22 protein-coding genes and 1 pseudogene are annotated in these 20519 nt (G+C 53.9%); 17 read left to right on the top strand and 6 right to left on the bottom strand.

Features of this window, described 5'->3' with window-relative positions; genetic code table 11:
- The first annotated feature begins 177 nt into the window (after positions 1 to 177).
- The 7 genes from WMW72_RS09705 to WMW72_RS09675 all read left to right on the top strand — a co-directional run bounded on the left by WMW72_RS09705 (position 178) and on the right by WMW72_RS09675 (position 8210).
- A complete protein-coding gene (locus tag WMW72_RS09705; protein WP_341415246.1) occupies positions 178 to 1887 on the top strand; it encodes a methyl-accepting chemotaxis protein in 1710 nt (569 codons plus the stop codon).
- Positions 1888 to 2135: 248 nt separating this feature from the next.
- Positions 2136 to 3179 (top strand): BMP family ABC transporter substrate-binding protein, encoded by a 1044-nt coding sequence (locus tag WMW72_RS09700; protein ID WP_341415245.1) that lies wholly within the window; start codon positions 2136 to 2138, stop codon positions 3177 to 3179.
- A 92-nt stretch (positions 3180 to 3271) separates the two neighbouring features.
- Positions 3272 to 4801: an ABC transporter ATP-binding protein gene (locus WMW72_RS09695; protein WP_341415244.1), complete on the top strand. Its 1530-nt coding sequence runs from the start codon at positions 3272 to 3274 to the stop codon at positions 4799 to 4801.
- Entirely contained in the window at positions 4794 to 5861 is a 1068-nt protein-coding gene (locus tag WMW72_RS09690; RefSeq protein ID WP_341415243.1) for an ABC transporter permease, read from the top strand. Before WMW72_RS09695 ends, WMW72_RS09690 begins: the two co-directional genes overlap by 8 nt.
- A complete protein-coding gene (locus tag WMW72_RS09685; protein WP_341415242.1) occupies positions 5845 to 6768 on the top strand; it encodes an ABC transporter permease in 924 nt (307 codons plus the stop codon). The genes WMW72_RS09690 and WMW72_RS09685 overlap by 17 nt, the downstream gene beginning before the upstream one ends.
- A gap of 16 nt (positions 6769 to 6784) precedes the next feature.
- Positions 6785 to 7468 carry a sulfite oxidase-like oxidoreductase gene (locus tag WMW72_RS09680; protein WP_341415241.1) on the top strand — a complete coding sequence of 228 codons (684 nt, stop codon included), beginning with the start codon at positions 6785 to 6787 and terminating at the stop codon, positions 7466 to 7468.
- 1 nt (position 7469) lies between these two features.
- Complete coding sequence (locus WMW72_RS09675) at positions 7470 to 8210, top strand: nucleoside phosphorylase (RefSeq protein WP_341415240.1); 741 nt, start codon at positions 7470 to 7472, stop codon at positions 8208 to 8210.
- A 383-nt stretch (positions 8211 to 8593) separates the two neighbouring features.
- Here WMW72_RS09675 and WMW72_RS09670 read toward each other — a convergent pair whose 3' ends face one another.
- From WMW72_RS09670 to WMW72_RS09650, 5 genes are all read right to left on the bottom strand, one after another.
- Positions 8594 to 9316, bottom strand: coding sequence for a dihydrofolate reductase family protein (locus WMW72_RS09670; RefSeq protein ID WP_341415239.1), 723 nt, complete (start codon positions 9314 to 9316; stop codon positions 8594 to 8596).
- A gap of 600 nt (positions 9317 to 9916) precedes the next feature.
- Positions 9917 to 11035 carry a YeeE/YedE family protein gene (locus tag WMW72_RS09665; RefSeq protein WP_341415238.1) on the bottom strand — a complete coding sequence of 373 codons (1119 nt, stop codon included), beginning with the start codon at positions 11033 to 11035 and terminating at the stop codon, positions 9917 to 9919.
- A 24-nt stretch (positions 11036 to 11059) separates the two neighbouring features.
- Complete coding sequence (locus WMW72_RS09660; RefSeq protein ID WP_341415237.1) at positions 11060 to 11320, bottom strand: sulfurtransferase TusA family protein; 261 nt, start codon at positions 11318 to 11320, stop codon at positions 11060 to 11062.
- Positions 11321 to 11357: 37 nt separating this feature from the next.
- Complete coding sequence (locus WMW72_RS09655) at positions 11358 to 11750, bottom strand: rhodanese-like domain-containing protein (protein ID WP_341415235.1); 393 nt, start codon at positions 11748 to 11750, stop codon at positions 11358 to 11360.
- A gap of 35 nt (positions 11751 to 11785) precedes the next feature.
- Positions 11786 to 12760, bottom strand: coding sequence for a sulfurtransferase (locus WMW72_RS09650; RefSeq protein ID WP_341415234.1), 975 nt, complete (start codon positions 12758 to 12760; stop codon positions 11786 to 11788).
- Positions 12761 to 12896: 136 nt separating this feature from the next.
- Between WMW72_RS09650 and WMW72_RS09645 the strand changes: the two genes are divergently transcribed.
- From WMW72_RS09645 to WMW72_RS09635, 3 genes and pseudogenes are all read left to right on the top strand, one after another.
- The gene (locus WMW72_RS09645; protein WP_341415233.1) at positions 12897 to 13970 is read left to right on the top strand and encodes a YVTN family beta-propeller repeat protein; all 1074 of its coding nucleotides are present in this window, start codon (positions 12897 to 12899) and stop codon (positions 13968 to 13970) included.
- Between the two features lie 101 nt (positions 13971 to 14071).
- Entirely contained in the window at positions 14072 to 14620 is a 549-nt protein-coding gene (locus WMW72_RS09640) for a redoxin domain-containing protein (RefSeq protein ID WP_341415232.1), read from the top strand.
- Between the two features lie 66 nt (positions 14621 to 14686).
- Positions 14687 to 14869: pseudogene (locus tag WMW72_RS09635) on the top strand (transposase); the annotation flags it as partial.
- Between the two features lie 110 nt (positions 14870 to 14979).
- On the opposite strand, the gene WMW72_RS35550 reads toward WMW72_RS09635, so the two are convergent.
- The gene (locus WMW72_RS35550; RefSeq protein ID WP_423227535.1) at positions 14980 to 15120 is read right to left on the bottom strand and encodes a DUF1684 domain-containing protein; all 141 of its coding nucleotides are present in this window, start codon (positions 15118 to 15120) and stop codon (positions 14980 to 14982) included.
- Positions 15121 to 15329: 209 nt separating this feature from the next.
- Here WMW72_RS35550 and WMW72_RS09630 point away from each other — a divergent pair, with 209 nt between their 5' ends.
- The 7 genes from WMW72_RS09630 (at position 15330) to WMW72_RS09600 (ending at position 20449) form a co-directional block, all read left to right on the top strand.
- Positions 15330 to 15995, top strand: coding sequence for a stalk domain-containing protein (locus WMW72_RS09630; protein ID WP_341415231.1), 666 nt, complete (start codon positions 15330 to 15332; stop codon positions 15993 to 15995).
- A 455-nt stretch (positions 15996 to 16450) separates the two neighbouring features.
- Complete coding sequence (locus WMW72_RS35545; RefSeq protein WP_423227531.1) at positions 16451 to 16744, top strand: MFS transporter; 294 nt, start codon at positions 16451 to 16453, stop codon at positions 16742 to 16744.
- Entirely contained in the window at positions 16702 to 16980 is a 279-nt protein-coding gene (locus WMW72_RS09620; RefSeq protein WP_341415229.1) for a hypothetical protein, read from the top strand. The genes WMW72_RS35545 and WMW72_RS09620 overlap by 43 nt, the downstream gene beginning before the upstream one ends.
- A gap of 498 nt (positions 16981 to 17478) precedes the next feature.
- Complete coding sequence (locus WMW72_RS09615) at positions 17479 to 18207, top strand: amino acid ABC transporter ATP-binding protein (RefSeq protein ID WP_341415228.1); 729 nt, start codon at positions 17479 to 17481, stop codon at positions 18205 to 18207.
- Between the two features lie 44 nt (positions 18208 to 18251).
- Positions 18252 to 19106, top strand: a complete 855-nt coding sequence (locus WMW72_RS09610) for a transporter substrate-binding domain-containing protein (protein ID WP_341415227.1) — start codon at positions 18252 to 18254, stop codon at positions 19104 to 19106.
- 20 nt (positions 19107 to 19126) lie between these two features.
- A complete protein-coding gene (locus tag WMW72_RS09605) occupies positions 19127 to 19780 on the top strand; it encodes an amino acid ABC transporter permease (RefSeq protein WP_341415226.1) in 654 nt (217 codons plus the stop codon).
- Between the two features lie 18 nt (positions 19781 to 19798).
- On the top strand, positions 19799 to 20449 hold the full coding sequence (locus WMW72_RS09600; RefSeq protein WP_341415225.1) for an amino acid ABC transporter permease: 651 nt from the start codon (positions 19799 to 19801) through the stop codon (positions 20447 to 20449).
- Positions 20450 to 20519 lie beyond the last annotated feature (70 nt).

The raw sequence follows: 20519 nt of genomic DNA, 5'->3' as shown, positions 1-20519 counted from the left end.
CCATCTGACCGGTTGCCAAGCCCGTCCTATTGGAGCGGGCTTTTTACTGTTTCATCTTTTTATCAATTGAAATCGGTTTCAGCAGGATTCGACTTTGTAATAGGTATAAGGTCATAGTATAATGGTCGCACGCTTATGTTAAGGAAGCTAATACCCTTATGAAAGGTTGTGTAATTAATGAAGTGGAGAATAACGATTTTAACTAAAGTCGGCAGCGGTTATTTGCTTATTGCGCTCTGTCTGGCTGCTTCCGTCCTATGGATTAGCGGCAAGCTGGATGCGCTGGAGCGGGAGACGAGCTTTATTGCCGGACACGATATGGACGTTCATGATGTCGCGGGTCTTATTGAGAAAAATATCATCGATCTCGAAGCCGGACAGCGCGGATTCCTTATCTCCGGTCAGGAGAGCTACCTGACGCCGTATACGAAGGCCAAGGGGGACTGGGTGAGCAACTACGACAAGCTGTTCGGCCTGGTCGGGGATAATCCTGCGCAACAGGAGAAGCTGAGCAAGATCAAGGAGCAGATCGAGAGCTGGATCAAGATTGCTGGCGATCCGGTCATTGCTTATAAGAAGGGCAATGATAATGCGGCCATCGCTGCGTTTTTCAAGAACGATCCGGGCAATCCGATCATGCAGGGCATCCGCCAGGATATAGATGTGTTCCGCAGCACGGAACGCGAGCTGACACATACCCGCGTGGATGTGATGTTGAAAAACAATCAGCTGCTGCGTCTGGAGCTGTGGCTGCTGCTCGTCGGAGTCGCGCTCGTCTCGATCGTGATCGCCGTTGTCATCTCGGTGAGACTGTCCCGGAGTGTCAATTCGGTGACGCGGACAATCGCGGATATCGCTTCGTCGGAAGGCAATCTAAAGACTCGCATCCGGGTGAGCAGCAACGATGAGGTCAAGGATCTCGCTGAAGCGACCAACCGCCTGTTGTTCAGCTTGCAGAGCATGATGCTGGGGATCAGGAACGATACGGTCAAGCTGGCTGAATCGGCTGCGCTGCTCACGCAAGGCACGGAGGATACCGCTAGAGCCACGTCCGAAGTGGCGCAATCGATCCAGAGAGTGGCCGCCGGTTCCGAGAGCCAGGTATCGCAGACGCAGGAAATTTCTGCGATCATGCAGCAGACAACTGCCGGGCTGCAGCAGGTATCGGTGAATGCTGGCGAAGTGGCCCAATTGGCCGGGCAGACGGCCGAGCTGGCCGCAGCTGGCGAAGAGAAGATCAACCGCAGCGTGGACGAGAGTCTGGAAGTGGTGAAGGCGTTCCAGACGATCCGGCAGCAGGTCGAGGAGATGAGCCACAGCTCCGAAGAGATTCTCCAGGTCGCCGGTTACATAAGGGAAGTATCCAATCAGACGCAGCTGCTGGCGCTCAATGCCGCCATAGAGGCTTCGCGCGCAGGCGAGCATGGCCGGGGCTTTAACGTAGTCGCCACGGAAATCCGCAAGCTGGCCGATCAGACCGGCCATTCGACGGAGAACATCAACCGTATTCTGGGGGCGATGACCGGCGGCGTCCGGATGATCGCCAGCCTGGTGGAGGACGGGGCCAAGACGATGGATCACAGCATGTCGTCGCTGGATGAGGCCGGGACGTCCTTCCGCTCGATCACTGGACAGGTGCAGACACTGAACGGCTCCGTCAAGGAGGTATCGTCTGCGATCTCCGAGATGTCCGCAGGCGCCCAAAGCCTGGGCATGGCGGTACAGGAGATCAACCAGGTCATCGAGGATACGGCAGCTCTCACCGAGGAAGTATCCGCCATGACAGAGGAACAATCGGCATCTGTGCAGGATATGGCCAAGGCGGCGGAGCAGTTGAATGAGCTATCGGGCAAGCTGGAAGCGCTCGTCAGCAGATTCAAGCTGTAGGACATGAAACTCTGACACATCGATTTTACGCATGAAAAGGGGATTTCCGGAGCTTCGTTCTGCCGCTCTGACGAGGAAAAACTGGAGCTTACGGCAGACTTATGGTATTGTGGGAAAAGTGTGTTGTCTGAATTTGTCGAATGGGATAAAAATCCTTTTGACTATATCCGAGTTATTTGCTAGGATATATAGAAAGCACTAAAAATTTGGTATAGAAGCTGTATAGCTGGATAGGGGAGAAAGAGAAGATGAAAAAAGCCATATTGTCTATTTTTGCGGCTGCGTTGCTGGTAACGGGCTGCTCGTCGGCCAAGCCGTCTGAAACACCTGCGCCTGCGGCAGGGGGTCAAGCCGAGACGAAAGCGCCTGACGCTAAGCCAAGCAAGCGTGTCGTTCTGGTTACGCCGGAGAAGATCGGTTTGAATCCATTCTTCGCTCAACAGGACGAAGGCGTGAAGAAAGCCGGCAAGGAGTTCGGCGTCGAAGTGAAAACGGTAGAATCCGCCGATCACAGCGCGATCGAGCAAAATCTGCGCTCGGCTGTCGCCGACAACTACGATCTGATCATCACGAGCGGCTTCGAGTCTGAGGATGCGCTGAAGAAAGTAGCTACCGAGAATCCGAAGAAATCGTTCGCGATTATCGATACCGTCGTGGACCTGCCGAATGTACGCAGCGTCGTGTTCCGCGAGCATGAAGCGGCTTACCTGCTGGGTGCGGCTGCCGGTCTTGCCACCAAGAAGAATGTAGTCGGTATGGTAGCGGCTGTCGATATTCCGCTGCTTAAGAAATACACGGTCGGCTTCGAGGAAGGCCTGAAATCGACTAACCCGAATGCGAAGTTTATCGTGAACTATGTGGGCGGCTTCTCTGACCCTGCCAAGGCCAAGGAGCTGGCGCTGACCCAATTCGCTCAAGGCGCGGACTTCATCGCAGGCGCAGCAGCTGTCGGCGATCTGGGCGTGTTCGAAGCGGCCAAGGAGAAGGGCTTCTATACATCCGGCCAGGACATCGACCGTACGGTTACGGACCCTGAGCACATCGTGCTGTCCCAACTGAAGGGCAGCGATGCTGTAGCTTACCAGACGGTCAAAGACTTCGCATCCGGCACATTCAAGTTCGGTCCGGTCGATTATGGTTTGAAAGAAGACGGCGTGGGCGTCACGTTTGTCACCAAGGAAAGCAAATCTCCGCTTAGCCCGTTCATCGGCCAAGAGGTTGTTAATAAAGTGAAGGCGATCCGCGACGACATCGTAGCGGGCAAGGTCACTGTACGCGATCCACTGAAATAATCCGGTTTGCAACCGCATAGCGACAACGGAAACTGTTTACGGAGACGTAGACAGTTTCCGCATGTCCGGGGAGAGGAGCCTTGGGAGTCTTCATGCTGCTTCAGATGAGTCAAATCACGAAAACCTACGGAAAGACAACCGCCAATTCGGCTGTGGACTTCACGCTGCGGGAGGGCGAGATTCATGCGCTGGTCGGCGAGAACGGGGCCGGCAAAACGACGCTGATGCGGATGCTGTATGGCATGGAGCAGCCGACCTCGGGCTCTATCCGCTTGCGGGGACAGACGGTGACATTCGCTTCGCCGGTCGATGCGATAGCTGCGGGCATTGGGATGGTGCATCAGCACTTCATGCTGTTTCCTTCCTTCACGGTGGCGGAGAATATCGTCATCGGGCGGGAGCCCAAAGCAGGTCCTTCCTTCGACCGCAAGAAGGCGGTGCAGCAGGTCGAGCAGCTCTGTGCCGATTACCGGATGCCGATCAATCCGCTGATGAAGGTTGCGGACTGTCCGCTTGGCTTGCAGCAGCGGGTCGAGATCCTGAAGGTGCTGTACCAGGGCGCGGACATTATCATCCTGGACGAGCCGACCGGCGTGCTAACGCCGCTGGAGGCCCGGGATCTGCTGGTGACGATGAAGAGCTTGGCCGCCCTAGGCAAAAGCTTCATTATTATCACGCATAAGCTGCATGAGGTCATGGAGGTTGCCGATCGCGTCACCGTTCTGCGGGACGGGCGGATCAGGGGGACGCTGGACACTTCGGCGACGAACGCAGAGGAGCTGTCTCGGCTGATGGTCGGCCGCGAGCTGGCCGATTCGGTCAAGCAAGCCTCAGACCCCGGCGAGGTGGTGCTGGAGGTTAGGGACGCTACGCTTTACGGCGGCAAGGGAAGAACGTCCAAAGCGAAGGCCAGGGAAGAGAAGCCTGTGCTGAACGGGGTTAGCCTCCAAGTGCGGGCCGGCGAAGTCGTCGGCATCGCAGGCATATCCGGCAATGGACAGTCCGAGCTGATCCAGGCGATCGCCGGGCTGCAGCCGCTCGACGGAGGAGAGATACGGCTTCAGGGTACGAGTATCGCAGGACGATCCCCGCTGGCTGTCCGGGGACTGGGTCTTGCCCATATTCCCGAAGACCGGTACCAGTGGGGAGCGGCCAAGGACGGGACCGTGCTGGAGAACGGGATCATGGGGCATCACCGCTCCTCGGCCCGTTTCGGCCTCTTGGCAGGCCGGAAGCTTAGGACGATGGTCGCTGGCTGGATCAGCCAGTTTCAGATCAAGGCCGGCTCCCAGGAACAGAAAGCGAAGGTGCTGTCCGGGGGCAACCTGCAGAAGCTGATCGTGGCGCGGGAGCTGGAGGGCAGCGAGCCCTTCCTGATTGCCGCTGAGCCGACACGCGGCGTCGATATCGGCGCGATGGAGCTGATCCATGAGGAGCTGCTGCGCAAGCGCAGCGAGCGGGGGGCTATTTTATTGGTATCGTCGGAATTAACGGAAATCCTGAAGCTGTCCGACCGGATTGTGGTCATGTATGAGGGCCGGATCGCCGGGGAGCTCGCGGCGGAGGATGCAACGGAAGAAACGATCAGTCTGTTGATGGCGGGGGGCGAACTTCGTGTCTAACTGGAAACTATACGCATCCGCCTGGCTTCAGCCCTTGCTGGCCGTCTGCATCGGCCTGCTCGGCGGAGCGGTCGCCATCATGCTGATCGGCGGCTCAGTCGCTGATACGTATGTGCAGATGTGGAAGGGGGCCTTCGGCAATACCTACTACATCATGAATACGCTGACGCGTGCTACGCCATTGATCCTGGTCGGTCTCGGCGTGGCTGTAGCCTTCAGGGCCGGTTTTTTCAATATGGGCTCCGAGGGGCAGATGATTTTGGGGGCGCTGGCGACAGCACTAATCTCGCTGTATCTGCCTGCTCCGCCGATGGTCAAGCTGCTCGCCGCCATACTTGGAGGGATTGCAGCCGGAGGGATGTGGTCCGCACTGGCCGGCTGGCTGGATGCGCGCTTCCGCATGAATCTGATCATTACGACGCTGCTGCTTAATTATATCGCGGCCTTATTCGCCGGTTATCTGGTGGCTTATCCGCTCAAGGATACGAAGGGCTCCGCAGCACTGGCGCAGACAGCCATGCTGGACAATAGCCTTTGGCTGCCCAAGCTGTTTGCGGGTATGACCTTGCATGGAGGATTTATCATTGCGATCGTGCTCGCCGTGCTGCTGACTTTATTTATGCGTTACACGGTAGCGGGCTATGAGATTCGGATGCTTGGCTACAACCCGCTGTTCGCGGCTTATGGCGGCATCAACCGGGGCAAGCTGATGCTGGCCGGGATGTTTGCCAGCGGCGGCATCGCCGGTCTGGCCGGAGCCGTCGAGGTCCTCGGCACGCAGTATCGGTACGTCGATGGCATGATTACGAATCCAGGCTACGCCTGGTCCGGGATCATGGCTGCGCTGCTGGCCGGCGCTCATCCGCTCGGAACAGTGCTGGCGGCCGTGCTGCTGGCGGCGCTGCAGACGGGAGGCATGGGCGTGGAGCGCAATACGGACGTGCCCCTGGCGATCTCCGGCGTTATTCAGGCGCTGCTCATTCTGTTCGTCACAGCCAAGTTTACCTATACGTTCTGGAAACGCAGGAAAGGGGGGAAGAGCGATGGAGCATCTGTTTGATGTCACGTTGTTCAATGCCATGTTCAGAATGGTGGCCCCGATCCTGCTCGCCGCATTGGGCGGCGCGATCTGCTCTCGGGTCGGGCTGTTTAATGTCGGTCTGGAGGGCTTTGTTCTGGTCGGCGCATTCGCTGCCATCGCGGGCAATCATTTCACAGGCAATGTTCTGGTCGCGGTGCTGATCGCGGTCGTGGCGACACTGCTGTTTTCGCTGATTTTCGCCTTTATGAGCATTCAATTGCAGGCCAACGTCATCATCGTCGGGATCTCGTTCAACTTCCTGGCACTGGGCCTTACCGCGTTTTGCTTGCAGGCGATTTTCAAGGTGAAGGGTGCCTTCTACGATAAAAATATGGTCGGTCTGCCCAAATGGAATATTCCGGTCATTCAGGATATTCCGGTTGTCGGAGGGATCGTGTCCGGGCATTCGCCGCTCGTGTATCTCGCGTTTGTGCTCGTAGTGGTGCTCCATTATTTCCTATTCCGGTCCGTGACAGGCTTCCGCCTGCGCGCCGTAGGGGAGAATCCGGTAGCAGCGAAGAGCATCGGGATCAAGGTGAACCGGATGCAGTACCTGGCGGTACTGATCTGCGGAGCGCTCTGCGGACTGGCTGGCGCTCAGCTGTCGCTGGGCCAGGTGACGATGTTTACGGAAGGCATGACGGCAGGTCGCGGCTTTATCGCGCTGGTCGCGACGATGCTGGGACAGTCGCATCCGGTCGGCGTGATGGCGTCCAGCCTGCTGTTCGGCCTGATGGATGCACTCAGTATCCGGCTGCAGGGCTTCTCGCTGCCGACGCATTTCACCCAGATGCTGCCTTACGTGGTGACGCTGCTGGCCTTGCTTTTCTTCCGTACGAACAGCTATATGGACGATGCGCGCAAGGCTAACGGCAGTTCCAGGTAAGAAAGGAGAACAGGCGATGACAGAGGGAAAGAAGAAATTGACGAAGGCCGACCGCATCAAGCAGATGCGGGTACCGGTGGTCGATGGAGCTTTGGCGCACCGGGTACCCGCCGGCCAAGTGCTGACGGAGCGCTTCCCGATCCTGCATGAAGGAGAAGTTCCGGAGTACAATCTGGACGAGTGGACGCTGCGGGTGTTCGGAGCCGTGGGAGAGGAGCGAATCTTTCGCTTCAAGGAGCTGCAGGCACTCCCGCAGACGCAGGTACTGGTGGATATCCACTGCGTGACCCGCTGGTCCAAGCTGGACACAGCGTGGGAGGGTGTGCGGTTCCGCGACTTTCTGGAGCATATGAACATCAAGCCTGAGGGACGCTTTGTGATGCTGTATGCGGATCAGGATTACGAGACCAATATCGCGCTGGACGATCTGCTCGGCGACGATATTTTGCTGGCGATGAAATATGACGGCGAGCCGCTCAGTCCGAAGCACGGCTGGCCGCTGCGTCTGGTCATCCCGCACCGTTACTTCTGGAAAAGCGCCAAGTGGCTGCGGGGCATCGAATTTATGAAGGAAGACCGCGAGGGCTTCTGGGAGCGAAACGGCTTCCACAACGAGGCCGATCCGTTCCGTGAGGAACGCTTCTCGGGTGAGGCACTGCCGATTCCGGAAGACGAATGGGAGAAAAAGGAGTTCGATTAAGATGTTGTTGCCGATTCTACAAGTCCAAACGGAGGATCTGTCTCCATACGCGATCGTCTGCGGCGATCCGTTCCGTGCAGAGAAGATTGCCAGTAAACTGGACAACGTCAAGGAACTTGCGTTCAGCCGGGAATACCGCACATTCGTCGGGGAAGCCGGCGGGGTAAAGATTACGGTTACGAGCCACGGAGTAGGTTCTCCGGGCGCGGCCGTCTGCTTCGAAGAGCTGATCAAGGGCGGCGTCAAGACGCTGATCCGCGTCGGCACTGCCGGTTCCTATCATAGCGAGCTGCCTGCAGGCAGTCTGGTTGTCAGCACGGCCGCCGTGCGCGAGGAAGGACTGACCCGTCAGCTCGTGCCTCAAGCGTTCCCGGCCGTAGCAGATGCCGAGGTCGTGCGCGCCTTGTACGAAGCGGCATTGGCTTTGGACCCGAACGTGGGCCGCGGCATTACACTGACGATGGACGCTCTGTTCGCAGGCGTCGAGGAGTTCCCGCACCAGAAGTACAAGAAGGCGGGCGTGCTCGCCGTCGAGATGGAGATTGCGGCGCTGTATGTGATCGCCTCCCTGCGCGGCGCCCGTGCCGGAGCGATCGTCGCGCTGGACGGCTATGCCGATGCCGATCTGAAGGAAGTGTATGACCCGCATACGGATACAGTAGCCAAGGCGGTAGAGCGTGAGATTCAGGCGGCGATTCAAGCCGTCGTCCGTCTGGCCGCAGCCGATGCGTCCAAGGCTTAGGTTCGAGAGGCTTTGTAAGCTTTGGCTCCAGAGTGCAAGCTTTAACCTGCACAGATGAACCATGTAGTCAATTGAATAAATCAGGAGCAACAGGTCGCGATACGGCCTGTTGTTTTTTATAGTTTGGGAAATTATGTAACACTAAAAGTTGTAGATAAATACGTCGAAAAATAGAATTGCAGAAATACATTTTTGAGGATCGTAGTCGATTAAATGAGTGAAGTAAAGAAGTGTTATGGGGAGAATCCGGTAGCGGTGGGGGATGAAGCCAAGGCTTAAGCAGCGATGCAAGTAAGCAAAAAGGAGTGACATCGCCCTGTGGCGATGTTACTCCTTTTTGCTTTTGCTTGGGGGCGCTGAAGTCAACAGACTCACTAAGCGTTTTACTGCTTCAACCGGTAGCGCAGCCATAGCCCGCTATTTGCTAGTGGTTCTACTTTTTCTAAAATAAACTCGACTCCAGGCTGAAAAGGATTGTCGCCATAAGCAAATAGCGGAACAGATTGTTGCGTTCCTTCTACCAACGGAATGAGTATCAAGCTTAATTCATCCACTAATCCGGCACTTAAGAACGAACCATTGATATACCCACCGCCTTCGAGTAAAAATTCGGTTATGCTAAAATGCCGATTGATTTTATCAAGCGCCAATTTCAAATCTAACTGCTTGCTTTTCCCTGCAAATATATAGGAAACGCCGATGGTCCGAAGGTGTGCTAAGTAACGGTTGCTTACCTCTTCGCTTAACACCGTGATGATATGTTCTCCGCGGCGATCTTCATAATCATCCCCAATTGTTCCTTGTTCCCAGCCTAGCTTGCCAGATGGATCGATAGCAATAGCATAGGCATCGGCCTCAGTGTCCGCAATAAAATCCTCACGGGGAATATCGGTATCCGGATACTTAGACAAATCTACTTGTTTTCCGTATGTGACTTGTTCTTCAAAGGTGACACGACCACAAATCCATGCTTTATAATGATATTTCTGGTGAATGCTTTCATACTCTTCTCCAAAAAAGAGCGTAGTCGGCGTGTCAAAGTTTTTTCCATTTACTTTTCCATCCAATGAAGTTGCCATATGACATACCACTTTATAAGGTCTCATTTATTATATCCCCTTTTTTTGGAATATCCTGTCCTTGATTCACAAGTTCAGGGCAGCATTCGTCATACTGTTTGCCTGCAATGAATAGTGGAATTAAATTACCTTAACATTTCTCTCACTATTGTATCTTTTTTCAATGATGTTAGCCAGAAACGGCACGCTACATAAGGTTCCTTTGTAGCATTTGAATCTCATGTCGCAGAATCTGCCCAATGGTTGGACGTAGCGGGTGAGAACTGAATGGAACGTGAGCCATAATTAGAGCCGGTTTCCCTTTCATTGATCCCGTTCCTGAATTCATCGTAGCAGATTGTGCGTATGAATTAGAACCAGGAGAGAGCCCAGTGTTTTTCTGTCCAGCATGTAACGGAACCTTGGTGAGAAAGAAAGAGCCGGCGGAAGGGTAACCGTCGGCCAGTACGTTAAGTCACTGTTAGGTGATGTTGTTCTTTGGCAGAAATTGCCCGGGAAATGTCGAAGAGCAGGGGGAGTGGGCGGGGACAAAGTAAGCATGGAGAGAATGCCGCGGAAGTAAAAAACAAGAGCCCTCACGCCGTACATGCGGGAGGGCTTCTCGGTATTTCCTAAGCTGAATGGTCTTCAACCCGAGAAAGAATCATCCTTCTGAAACAGAAGCAGCGGCATCTTGAATACATAGGCGACGACGAGAAATACGCCGATCGCCATACCGGCCAGCACGAGGACGCTGCTGAGCGATAATCCGCCGACCCCAGTGATCAGGTTGGCGATGTTGCAGCCCGGAGCGATCCGGGAGGCGACGCCCATCAGCAATCCGCCGCCGATGGCGTAAGGCAGCCGCGACTTCCGGGGCAGCCTCAGCTTGAAGCTGCCGCTCAGCCAGGAGGCGGTGAAGGAGCCGACGACGAGGAAGATGACGAGCGTTTCCTCAGGCCCCAGTCCCACACGAGGGAAGTCGGCGAACAGCGCATTCAGATACGTATTGTTGAACACAAGATCGTCGCCGAAGATCTGGGCCAACGCGACCGCGCCGATACGCGTCTCCGGACCGGTGATGCCGACATTGGACATCAGCACGAACTGGATAGTAGCGATCAGGCCGACGAGCAGAGCCACGAGCCGGATATCCCAATGCGATTGACGCAGGGGGTTCTTTTCCCAATCGGTGAAGGTCGTCCGGATGCCGTCACGGAAGGAGGACCAGCCGAACCGGTATACCGAGATGGCGACGATCACGCCCACGATGAGCAGCGGCAGCAGCCATAGCGGCAGCGGCCACGAGTAGAGCGTATACCCGCTCTCCAGCACAGTCATCGGCTCCAGCGCTTTCCTGCCCCATGGATCGTACAGGAAGGCGAACAGCAGGTTGCCAGCGATGGCGAACACGAGCACGATCCAGAACTGCACATATCCCATCCCGCAGCGGTAAAGCGTACCTGAGCCGCACCCTCCGGCGATGGTCATACCTATCCCGAAGAGTAGACCTCCGAGCAGGTTGGCCCCGCCCAGCGGCACTGTCCATACCTCCGATACTTCGCGCAGTCCAAAGGTCAGTACGACGGCCCAGCCGATCAGGGAAGTAGCGATCAGCACAAGCACGCCGTTCAGAGCCCGCGTATCGCGGACACTGATCCAGTCACGGACAGAGGCTACGAAGCAGAAGTCCGCTTTTTGCAGTAGGAATCCGTAGAGAAAGCCGAATACGGCAGCGAGTAGAAATACATCCCAAGTATATGCCATGATCAGACCGTCCTTATGGAGTGCTTACGCTTTTTTGATGAAAATATGATAATTGCCGTTCTTCTTGGCCACACCGAGAAATTCTCCGTATTTATTCATCTTCACAGCGGCCGGAATTGTCTTGGTGGCGATGGAATGATCGGTTATTTCGACTACAATCTCCCCGGATTTGGCTTTCTTGAGACCAGCCAGTGCCAGGTTCAGGGTGTGCGGGCATACCTCGCCGATCGCGTCGACCACATGGTCGGGCTTCAATTCAAGTAATTGCTGTTCATTCAAGCTCATGGAGCTCACTCCTTCTCGTCAGGTTGTGATAGGATTGCTATTCTGCAGCCGGGGCCAAGGAAGTCCAGAGCCTCTCCGCAGCTTGGTCGTCAGAACCGCTGGCGACCTCCAGCTCTTGAGACTGCCAATCCAGCATGCCGCCCAGATGGTTGTGCACCCGCTGAATACCGTTCGCCTGGAAAAATTTTGCGACTTCCAGACTGCGACGGCCGCTGCGGCAGACAAAGACATATTCCCGTGCCGGATCGAACTTCTCCAGTAGATCTGCGATCTCGCTCATCGGAACAAGCGGGACGCCGGGAATATGAACTGCGTCATATTCCTCCTGCTCCCGGACGTCGATGACGACGGTCTCCCCGCCGGACGCCTCAAGCAGCTCCTGCAGCTCCAGAGAATTCAGATGGGACACGCCTTCGATAAGTTGACTCATCGTATAGGTCCTCCATTACGTAGAAGATGGTAACGTTACTTGACGATTTCCGTATCTCCGGCATTGCCCCACTCCGCCCAGGAGCCTTCATACGGAGCGATATCGGAATAGCCCAGCAATCTCAGCGTGAAGTAAGTATGTGCACCGCGGACATTGGTCTGGCAATAAGGGATGACGGTTTTATCCTTCACAACCCCGATCTTCTCGAAGGAAGCTTTCAACTCCTCATAGCTCTTGAACTTCGGCACGCCGTCAGCGGCATTCTGTTCGATGGATTCGCTCCATTCTTTGTTAACCGCGTTCTTCAGGTGGCCGCCATTCTGGTTGCCGCGCAGATCTTCTCCCGAGAATTCCTTGGAGGAGCGCACGTCGAGCAGTACGCAGCCTTGAAGGTCATTCTTCTGCAGCTGTTCCTTGGTTGTGATCAGCTTGTCGTTCGGAACCGCATTGAAATTGCCCTTGGCTGCCGCAGCGGCCGGAGCATCGGTGGATACGTCCTTGCCCGCTGCCTGCCAGGCCGCGTAGCCGCCGTTCAGCAGCTTGACTTTATCTTTGTGTCCATAATATTCCAGGGCGTAGAAGACACGGGTTGCTCCGTTGCTATTGCCTTCATCATAGAGCAGCACGGTGGTATCGGAGTTCAAGCCGAGACCTTGGAAGATTTCGGTGAATTTGTCCTTGCCGACGATCGTATTGTTCTTGGCATCCTTCAACTGGCCGGCGTTAAAGGCGATGGCTCCGGGAATATGTCCCTGCTCGTAGCCTTTGGCACGCAGGTCGAGGATTTTCACATTGGCATCCTTGGCGTGCTCCTCCGCCCATTTCACATCGGCGAGCAGTTGGGCGTTCGGATACGTTTGAGGAGCCTTGGCTTCAGGTTTCTTCTCGGCAACCGCGGGAGCGGCGGCAGGGCTTCCGGCATTCGTCGTCGTGGCGGCAGGTTTGGTGCCGCAAGCGGAAGCAAGCACGGCGAGAGCCAGCAGTGCAGCGACGGATAGTTTGGTTTTCACAGATGGTGGACCCCTTCCATATCTAAAATGTAGTCTTGCCAGTCAGCTAAATTCCCTAGTATAATAACATTAATTCCGATTGAATTACAATGATTATTTTGTAATTTTATGCAGAAATCATGGGGGGTTCCAATCATTGAATCATCTTAGACAAGGCCTGCTGGCCGCATCGCTGCTGCTCGTGCTGAGCGGATGCGCCATGGAGACCCGGCAGGAGGCGGAACAGCGGCTGCAGGGCAGAACCGGCGGAGCTCCGACCGGAGAGGCGGCAGCAGTAGCACAGCCGGACGCCGGCAAGCTGACGAGCGTGCAATTCTACGTACCCAGCGAGAAGGAGAATGCGATCTCCGTTCTCGATGTCGTCTCGGGCAAGCGGGTAGGCCGGATTCCGGTCTCTGAGGCGCCTTCTACGGTCATCTTCTCCAGTACGATGCGGGAAGCGTATGCCGCCAACATGAACAGCAGCACCATCTCCATCATCAATACGCAGACGCTGAAGGTCGTCAAGGAGGTTCCGGTCGGTCCGATGCCTCACGGCCTGGCTCTGTCGCCGGACAACAAGACGTTGTATGTGGCGGCAGTCGCCGGTCAATTCATCTATCTGGTCGATACGAAGGAAGGCAAAGAAGCAGGCACGATCGATCTCGGTACGGGTGCCAAGACCAATTACCTGGCGTTGTTCGGCAACCGGCTGTATGTTAGTGACCATGAGAATAGCAAGGTCTATGTGATCAATGTGAAAACACAGCAGGTAGAGCTGACCATCGATACAGGCAAAACGCCCCGGGCGGTCAAGCTAAGCGGGGACGGCAAGACACTCTATGTGCCGACGGCGGGAGCCGGCAAGCTGGAGCTGTACGATACGACCAGCGGCAAGCTGATCAGAGCGGTCGATGCGGTGCCGGGAGCGACGGATGTTGTCGTTGCAGAAGACGGCGCTACGGCCTGGGTGACGGGGATGGAGGGCAATGCCGTTGCCCTGGTCGATCTGACGGCGGGGAAGGTCGTCCAGACGCTATCCGGGCTGCCCGGCGCCAGACATATCGCCTTTAACCGCCAAGAGTCGAAGGTGTATGTCACGCTGAGCGGCTCCGACGAGACAGTCGTGATCGATACGGCGAAGCGTGAGGTTATTGACCGGATCAAGGTCGGCGGTACCCCGCATGGCATCCAGCTGAAGGCGCTGCCGGGCATCGGCGGAAGCTGCTGACGCATGGAGCTGGTGCGTATTCAGCGAATTGAACGGCAGACCCCGGTAGCGGGGGCCAGGACCAGAGGCTGGTTGCAAACAGCATCGACGGGGGTGAACGCATGACACGCAAACGGACGTGGAACTGGATCGTAGCGGGGCTGATTATTGTGCTGCTTGGCGTAACCGTGTACCGGAATTTGGCGGCCGGCCGGGAGCGGGCTGAGGCAATACCTGCCGATACGGCGCCGGAGCCGGGCTTTGCTTCCCCTCCGCTGCGGCTGCAAAGCCTGGAAGGAAAAGAAGTGTCCGTCGGCGGCCCTAGGGAGAAGCCGCTGGTGCTGAACTACTGGGCTTCCTGGTGCAAGCCCTGCGAGAAGGAACTGCCTGATCTGCAGGCGCTGTATGCCAAGTATGGCGATCGTCTCGATATTTATGGCGTCAATGCGACCTTCCAGGATGAGCCGGAGCTGGCGCGCCGGAAGGCGGCGGATCTTGGGCTGACCTTCCCGATCCTGCTCGATACGGACGGGACGGCTGTCAGCCGGTACAAAATCATCACGATTCCGACCAGTTTCCTGATCGGCAAGGACGGACGCATCGCTGAGATCGTGCATGTGATGGAGAGGGAAGAGCTGGAGAAGAAGTTTGTGGAGCTGTTGAAGCGGTAAATTGCCAGTGTGACTGGGCTTCTCACTTATTTTTATGACGGATTGTAATATGTAATATCAAGTGCGACAGAGGAAGGCTACGCTTTCTCGCTTCGGCGGATGATCGAGCCGGAGAGCGTGTTTAGGCAAATGAAGAATAACCGGGGGTTCCGACGTTTTCTTCTTCTCGGCTTGCCGAAGGTAAGCCTTGAGGTCGGCTGGCTATCGCTTGCCCATAACTTGCTCAGGAAGGCGGCAGCAGACCCATAATATGCAATGGCGGCGCAGGGATTGCCTCCCACGCGCCGTCATTTTTCAAGTACGCACCTTTTTTACTCAAGTGAGCTGTTCTCAAAGTGAGCACAATCCGAACAGGCAGCTTATTTTGCTTGCGGAGGCAGCGGGCAGTTATACGCAAGTGAAAATGCGCACGGTGGAAGATAGGCGTAATTGAAATCCAGTACGAACTCGCCTTCCGTCTTTAAGGGAAACTCAACTAAGCGAAGGGGGCCGTAACGAATCTTAAAAAGGAATATAATTTAACTGACGAAAAGATTAAAAACCTTACATCTGATAAGGTTAAAGAAACAGAATTAAGAGTATTTGGAGAAACGGGAGAACCAAGTTTCTAAATAAACAAATATAATAATTTTACAAATATCAACTAATGATAAAGGTGTATCCATTGTGATACACTTTTTCCATTACAGTCTTTGAAGGAGAGATACTAGTGAAAGAAAAAATAATCTTTTTATGTATTTCACTTAGTACAATAGCTGGGGTCGCCTATGCCGCTAACGAAATTGAAAGCATTAAAGCATTTGTAAATCACAATATTAAAATCACCGTTAACGGAAACCCTTTTTCCCCTAAAGATAGTGAGGGGATTGAACTGGCTCCAGTAATAATTAATGGTAATTCTTATCTACCTGCTAAAGCAATCGGAGAGGCGCTTGGCGCAACTGTTCAATGGAATGAACCGAGTAAAACAATAATTATTACGAATAATGTGATTGGAAATAAACCGACTGATAAAGAAGTTTCTGACAAGGTTAATGAAATTAAAAAGATTTTAAAAGTAGGTATGACTCAAGCTGAAGTTAAATCATTGCTAAAGGAAAGTTACAAAATAGTAGATGATAATGGAGACCTAGAAAACGGAAGCGACTCTTATTGGAAGTACAATTATTTTACTGCACCAGGGTATACACATGATGACTTACCTGACCATGTAATAGATGAAGAAGGACTTAAGGCTAGGAATATTGGCCTTAGTTTGTTTGTTGGATGGAAAAAAGAAAAAATACATTTGTTCACAATTTCTTATGTGAGAGGTAACGATTTATATTTATTTATTATGAACCCCGACGGAACCTATTCTGAAAGTAAAATATAACATCTATATATGTTCTATAACTAGCACAATTCCCGTTGTATTGTAAGCCATGGCATTTGCATACTATTGAGGAATAGGCCAGATCCGTGTAAAAACAGATCATTTTATGGTGATTAATACCATTAATGATCTGTTTTTTTATTTATTCACATATTCTACACTCGGTCGAGTCAACATGTACCCTAAGCGAATCGATATACATTCAGTCATCATTCACTTAAAAAGGCATCAATTACAGTAAAAGTCATTCTAACTGCTCCTTGCGTAGCTGCTTTCATGGTCCAGATGAAACTTCATTTTCAGTCCATTTAGCCCGTTCTTGCAGATCACCCGTCCGAATAAGTTATATCTTTCTTAATCGGCGAAAGTGATTTGAAATTCCTTCCAAGTGACTTTAGTTCAATCTATATAGTTATATCTTGCTCTTGTTGCCTGGTACGCTTATTAGCGGTATAATGGCTCCTTTTATGGGCAAGATCTTCGATAAGTATGGACCAAGAAGGCTTATTCTCCCTGGGCTGATTTTAATTGGTGTAATTTTGTTCCTCTTCTCAACGATTACGATTAATTCCTCAACCCTATTTATTGTTGCATTGCATTGCTTGCTCTTGATAGCTTTGTCCATGGTCATGATGCCAGGTCAGACCAATGGTATGAACCAGTTGCCGGCAGAGATTTATCCACACGGTACAGCTATTATGAGTAATTGCAGCAAGTGGCTGGGGCGATTGGCAGTGCGCTGGCGATGACGATGCTAGCCGCAGGTCAGTCAAGCTATTTGCGTGATAAGGGATTTGATATGAGTAATGGGCTTAATCTTGCACAACCTGATCCCGCCATATTAGAATATTTGCCGTCTTCCTTTGTTTTTGGCATCAAAGACGCTTTTATTTTTGACGGTTTCATGACGATCATTGCACTTTTCATATCCTTTTTTATGAAGCGTGTAAAACCAAGTGAACAAAAAATGGACAAAATCGACTGAAAGCTAACTTAGAAGCGGGGAAGGTCGATTCCATTCTGCTTGGAATCAAACATCGGTCCGTCCGCCTGGGGCGCTAAATTGATAACGGACGCCAGCCCTCTGACAAAAACATAGCACTGTAGCTCTAGAGTGCATTCGTTATCATTCTTTCGGTGTAGATGAAATACGAAGACAGAAAATCCTTGCTGAGATGATCGACGGACTGTAAGAAAGGCCGGCATTGGCCTGCATAGTCAAAGGAGGCGCTCTCATGGAATTTGAATACTGGGCAGATGGAGCTATGCTAAGAAAGACTGAAAAAGTTATGGAAAGCTAACAAGAACTATCTATACGAAGTTCATCCCGAGGGGGCACAAGCCTCCCTTTTTGGCATGCCTGTCGAAATACTCAGAATATTCTTTCGTCGTTTCCGGTAGAAACCTGTAGGCTGGCTTTTACAATGACTTCACAAAACCTTCAACAAAACGTCACGAACCTGTAACAAAGGAGGGGAACCGCTTGATCAGTTTTCATCAGGTGCAAAAGCATTACGGCAGCTTCCATGTGCTGAAGGACATCAATCTGCACATCCGAGCGGGAGAAGTGGTAGTCGTTATCGGTCCCTCGGGCTCCGGGAAAAGTACGCTCGTACGCTGCATCAATCAGCTGGAGACGATTACGAGCGGGGAACTGATCGTGGACGGGACCAAGGTCAGCGACCGCAACACGGATCTGAACAAACTGAGGCGTGAGATCGGCATGGTGTTCCAGCACTTCAATCTGTATCCCCATAAGACGGTACTTCAGAACATCACGCTGGCCCCCGTCAAGGTACTCGGCATCCCGGAGGCGCAGGCCAGGGAGACGGCGATGCATGATCTGCAGAAGGTCGGCATTGCCGACAAGGCAGGCAGCTATCCGGCGCAGCTGTCGGGCGGACAGCAGCAGCGGGTCGCGATCGCGAGAGGGCTGGCGATGAAGCCCAAGGTCATGCTGTTCGACGAGCCGACGTCAGCGCTTGACCCGGAGACGATCGGCGAGGTGCTCGACATCATGAAGGCGCTGGCGAAGGAAGGGATGACGATGGTCGTCGTCACCCATGAGATGGGATTTGCCAGGGAAGTGGCGGATCGGATCGTGTTCATGGATCAGGGGCGTATTCTGGAGGAGGCGCATCCGAAGGACTTTTATGCCGAGCCCCGCGAGGAGCGGGCGCGGTTGTTTCTCAGCCGTATCCTGAATCATTAAGCGGCAGATGCTTTCACAATTTCATAGAAAAGGGTGGATGAAGCATGAAGAAAACATGGAAGAGCCTGACAGGACTCGGTCTGGTCGTTATTCTTGGAGCTACGGCACTGACGGCATGTACGCGCACTGAGCCGGCGGCAACCGGTAAGCCGGGAGGGAGCACACCGGTCTCATCGGCGGCATCCGGTACGCTGGGCGAGATCAAGAAGCGTGATAAGTTCGTGGTCGGGGTCAAATATGACCTGAACCTGTTCGGTCTCAAAGACCCGGGCTCAGGCAAGGTCGAGGGCTTCGATATCGACATCGCCAAGGCGATTGCCAAGAAGGTGCTGGGTGACGAGAACAAAATCGAGCTGAAGGAGGTCACGTCCAAGACGCGGATTCCGATGCTCCGCAACGGCGAGATTGATGCGATCATCGCCACAATGACGATTACCGAGGACCGGAGGAAGGAAGTCGACTTCTCGGATATTTATTTCATGGCGGGGCAGTCGTTCCTGGTGAAGAAGGATAGCCCGATCCAATCAATCGCGGATATCAAGAAGGGAACCAAAGTCGTCACCGCCAAGGGCTCCACGTCGGCGGCGAATATCCGGGCCCAGGCGCCGGAATCCTCCGTGCTGGAGTTCGAGAACTACGCGGAGGCCTTCACGGCGCTGAAGGCGGGACAGGGCGATGCGCTGACGACGGACAATGCGCTGCTCTACGGCATGGCTAAGCAGGATCCGAACTTCCGCGTGACCGAGGGAACCTTCACTGAGGAGCCTTATGGGATTGCGATCAAGAAAGGCGACGAGGAGTTCGTCAAAACTGTCAACGATACGCTCAAGGAACTGAAGGCGAACGGTGAGTATGACAAGATCTATGAGAAGTGGATCGGCTCGAAACCTAAGAAGTAACGCAGAGGGGAGCTGGGCGCATGCTTGATCTTAACGTGCTGACCGGGCACTGGGGGATGTATGCGGAGGGGTTCGGCAACACGGTCAAGGCAAGCGTGCTGGCGCTGATCGGCAGCTTTGTGCTAGGCACCGTGCTCGCCGTGTTCTGTATCTCGCCTTACCGGGTGCTGAAGGTGCTGGGAACGGCTTATGTGGAATTTGTCCGCAACATCCCCCTGATTCTGGTTGTGTTCATGTTTTTCGTTGGTCTGCCGACACTTGGCATCCTGCTTGATCCGTTCACGGCGGGGACACTTGGACTGACCGTATATACAGCGGCCTTCATCGCAGAGACCGTCCGCGCAGGCATCCTGTCGGTGCCGGCCGGACAGATGGAGGCAGCCCGATCGTCGGGTCTGACTTATATTCAGGCGATGCTTCATGTTATTTTACCGCAGGCGATCAAGATCGTGATCCCTCCGATCGGCAACCAATTTATCAACTTGGTCAAAAATTCCTCGATTCTCGGCGTGATCGCCGGACTCGATCTGATGTACTTCGGGGATATCGTATCGACGCAGACCTTTATTACCTTTGACGTGTACATTTTCATCGGGTTGTTCTATCTCGTGTTGACGATCCCGCTCAGCCTGCTGGTCGGCTACATGGAGCGCCGCCTGGAAATTAACCGCTAACATGAAGGAGGGAGACCGATGGATTTTATAGGTGCCTATGCTCCCGACCATTTGAGATTTCTGCTGCAGGGATTCGGGATCACCCTGGAGGTGGCCTTCTACGCGATTGTGTTCAGCTTTATCGTCGGGGTCGTGTTGGGCGTGCTGCGGTTTGCGAAGATTCCGGTGGTCTCCTGGCTGGTCGTGCTGGTGGTGGAGACGGTCCGCAATCTGCCGTTGCTGCTGATCATTTTCTTCACTTACTTCGCGCTGCCGGAGATCGGCTTCAAACTGGAGAAGATGTTCGCGGCCATTCTGGCGCTCGTGATCTTCGAATCGGCGATGATCTCCGAGATCGTACGGAGCGGCCTGAAGTCGGTGGACAAAGGACAGGTGGAAGCGGCACGCTCGTCCGGGCTTACCTACATGCAAACGCTGTGGCATATTATCCTGCCCCAGGCCCTGCGCCGGATGGTGCCCCCGCTGGTCAGCCAGTTCATCTCGCTGCTGAAGGATACTTCGCTGGCTGTCGTGATCGCGCTGCCGGAGCTGATGAATCATGCCCAGATTATTAACGGTCGCAATGTGAATTACGTCATCCCGATATTTGTGGCGGTGGCACTGATGTATTTCGCGGTTAATTACGCGCTGTCCGTGCTGTCACGGCGGCTGGAAAAACGCACTTCCTAATTTTTCTGGAGCTCAAGGCCGCCATTTTCTAGTAGAATAGAAATGGAGGTCTTCCTTTTTCTAGGAAGGT

The sequence above is a fragment of the Paenibacillus filicis genome (assembly GCF_038070315.1).
Classification (GTDB): domain Bacteria; phylum Bacillota; class Bacilli; order Paenibacillales; family NBRC-103111; genus Paenibacillus_G; species Paenibacillus_G filicis.
Note: the sequence above shows the minus strand (reverse complement) of the source record. Positions and strands in the feature narration are given on the sequence as shown.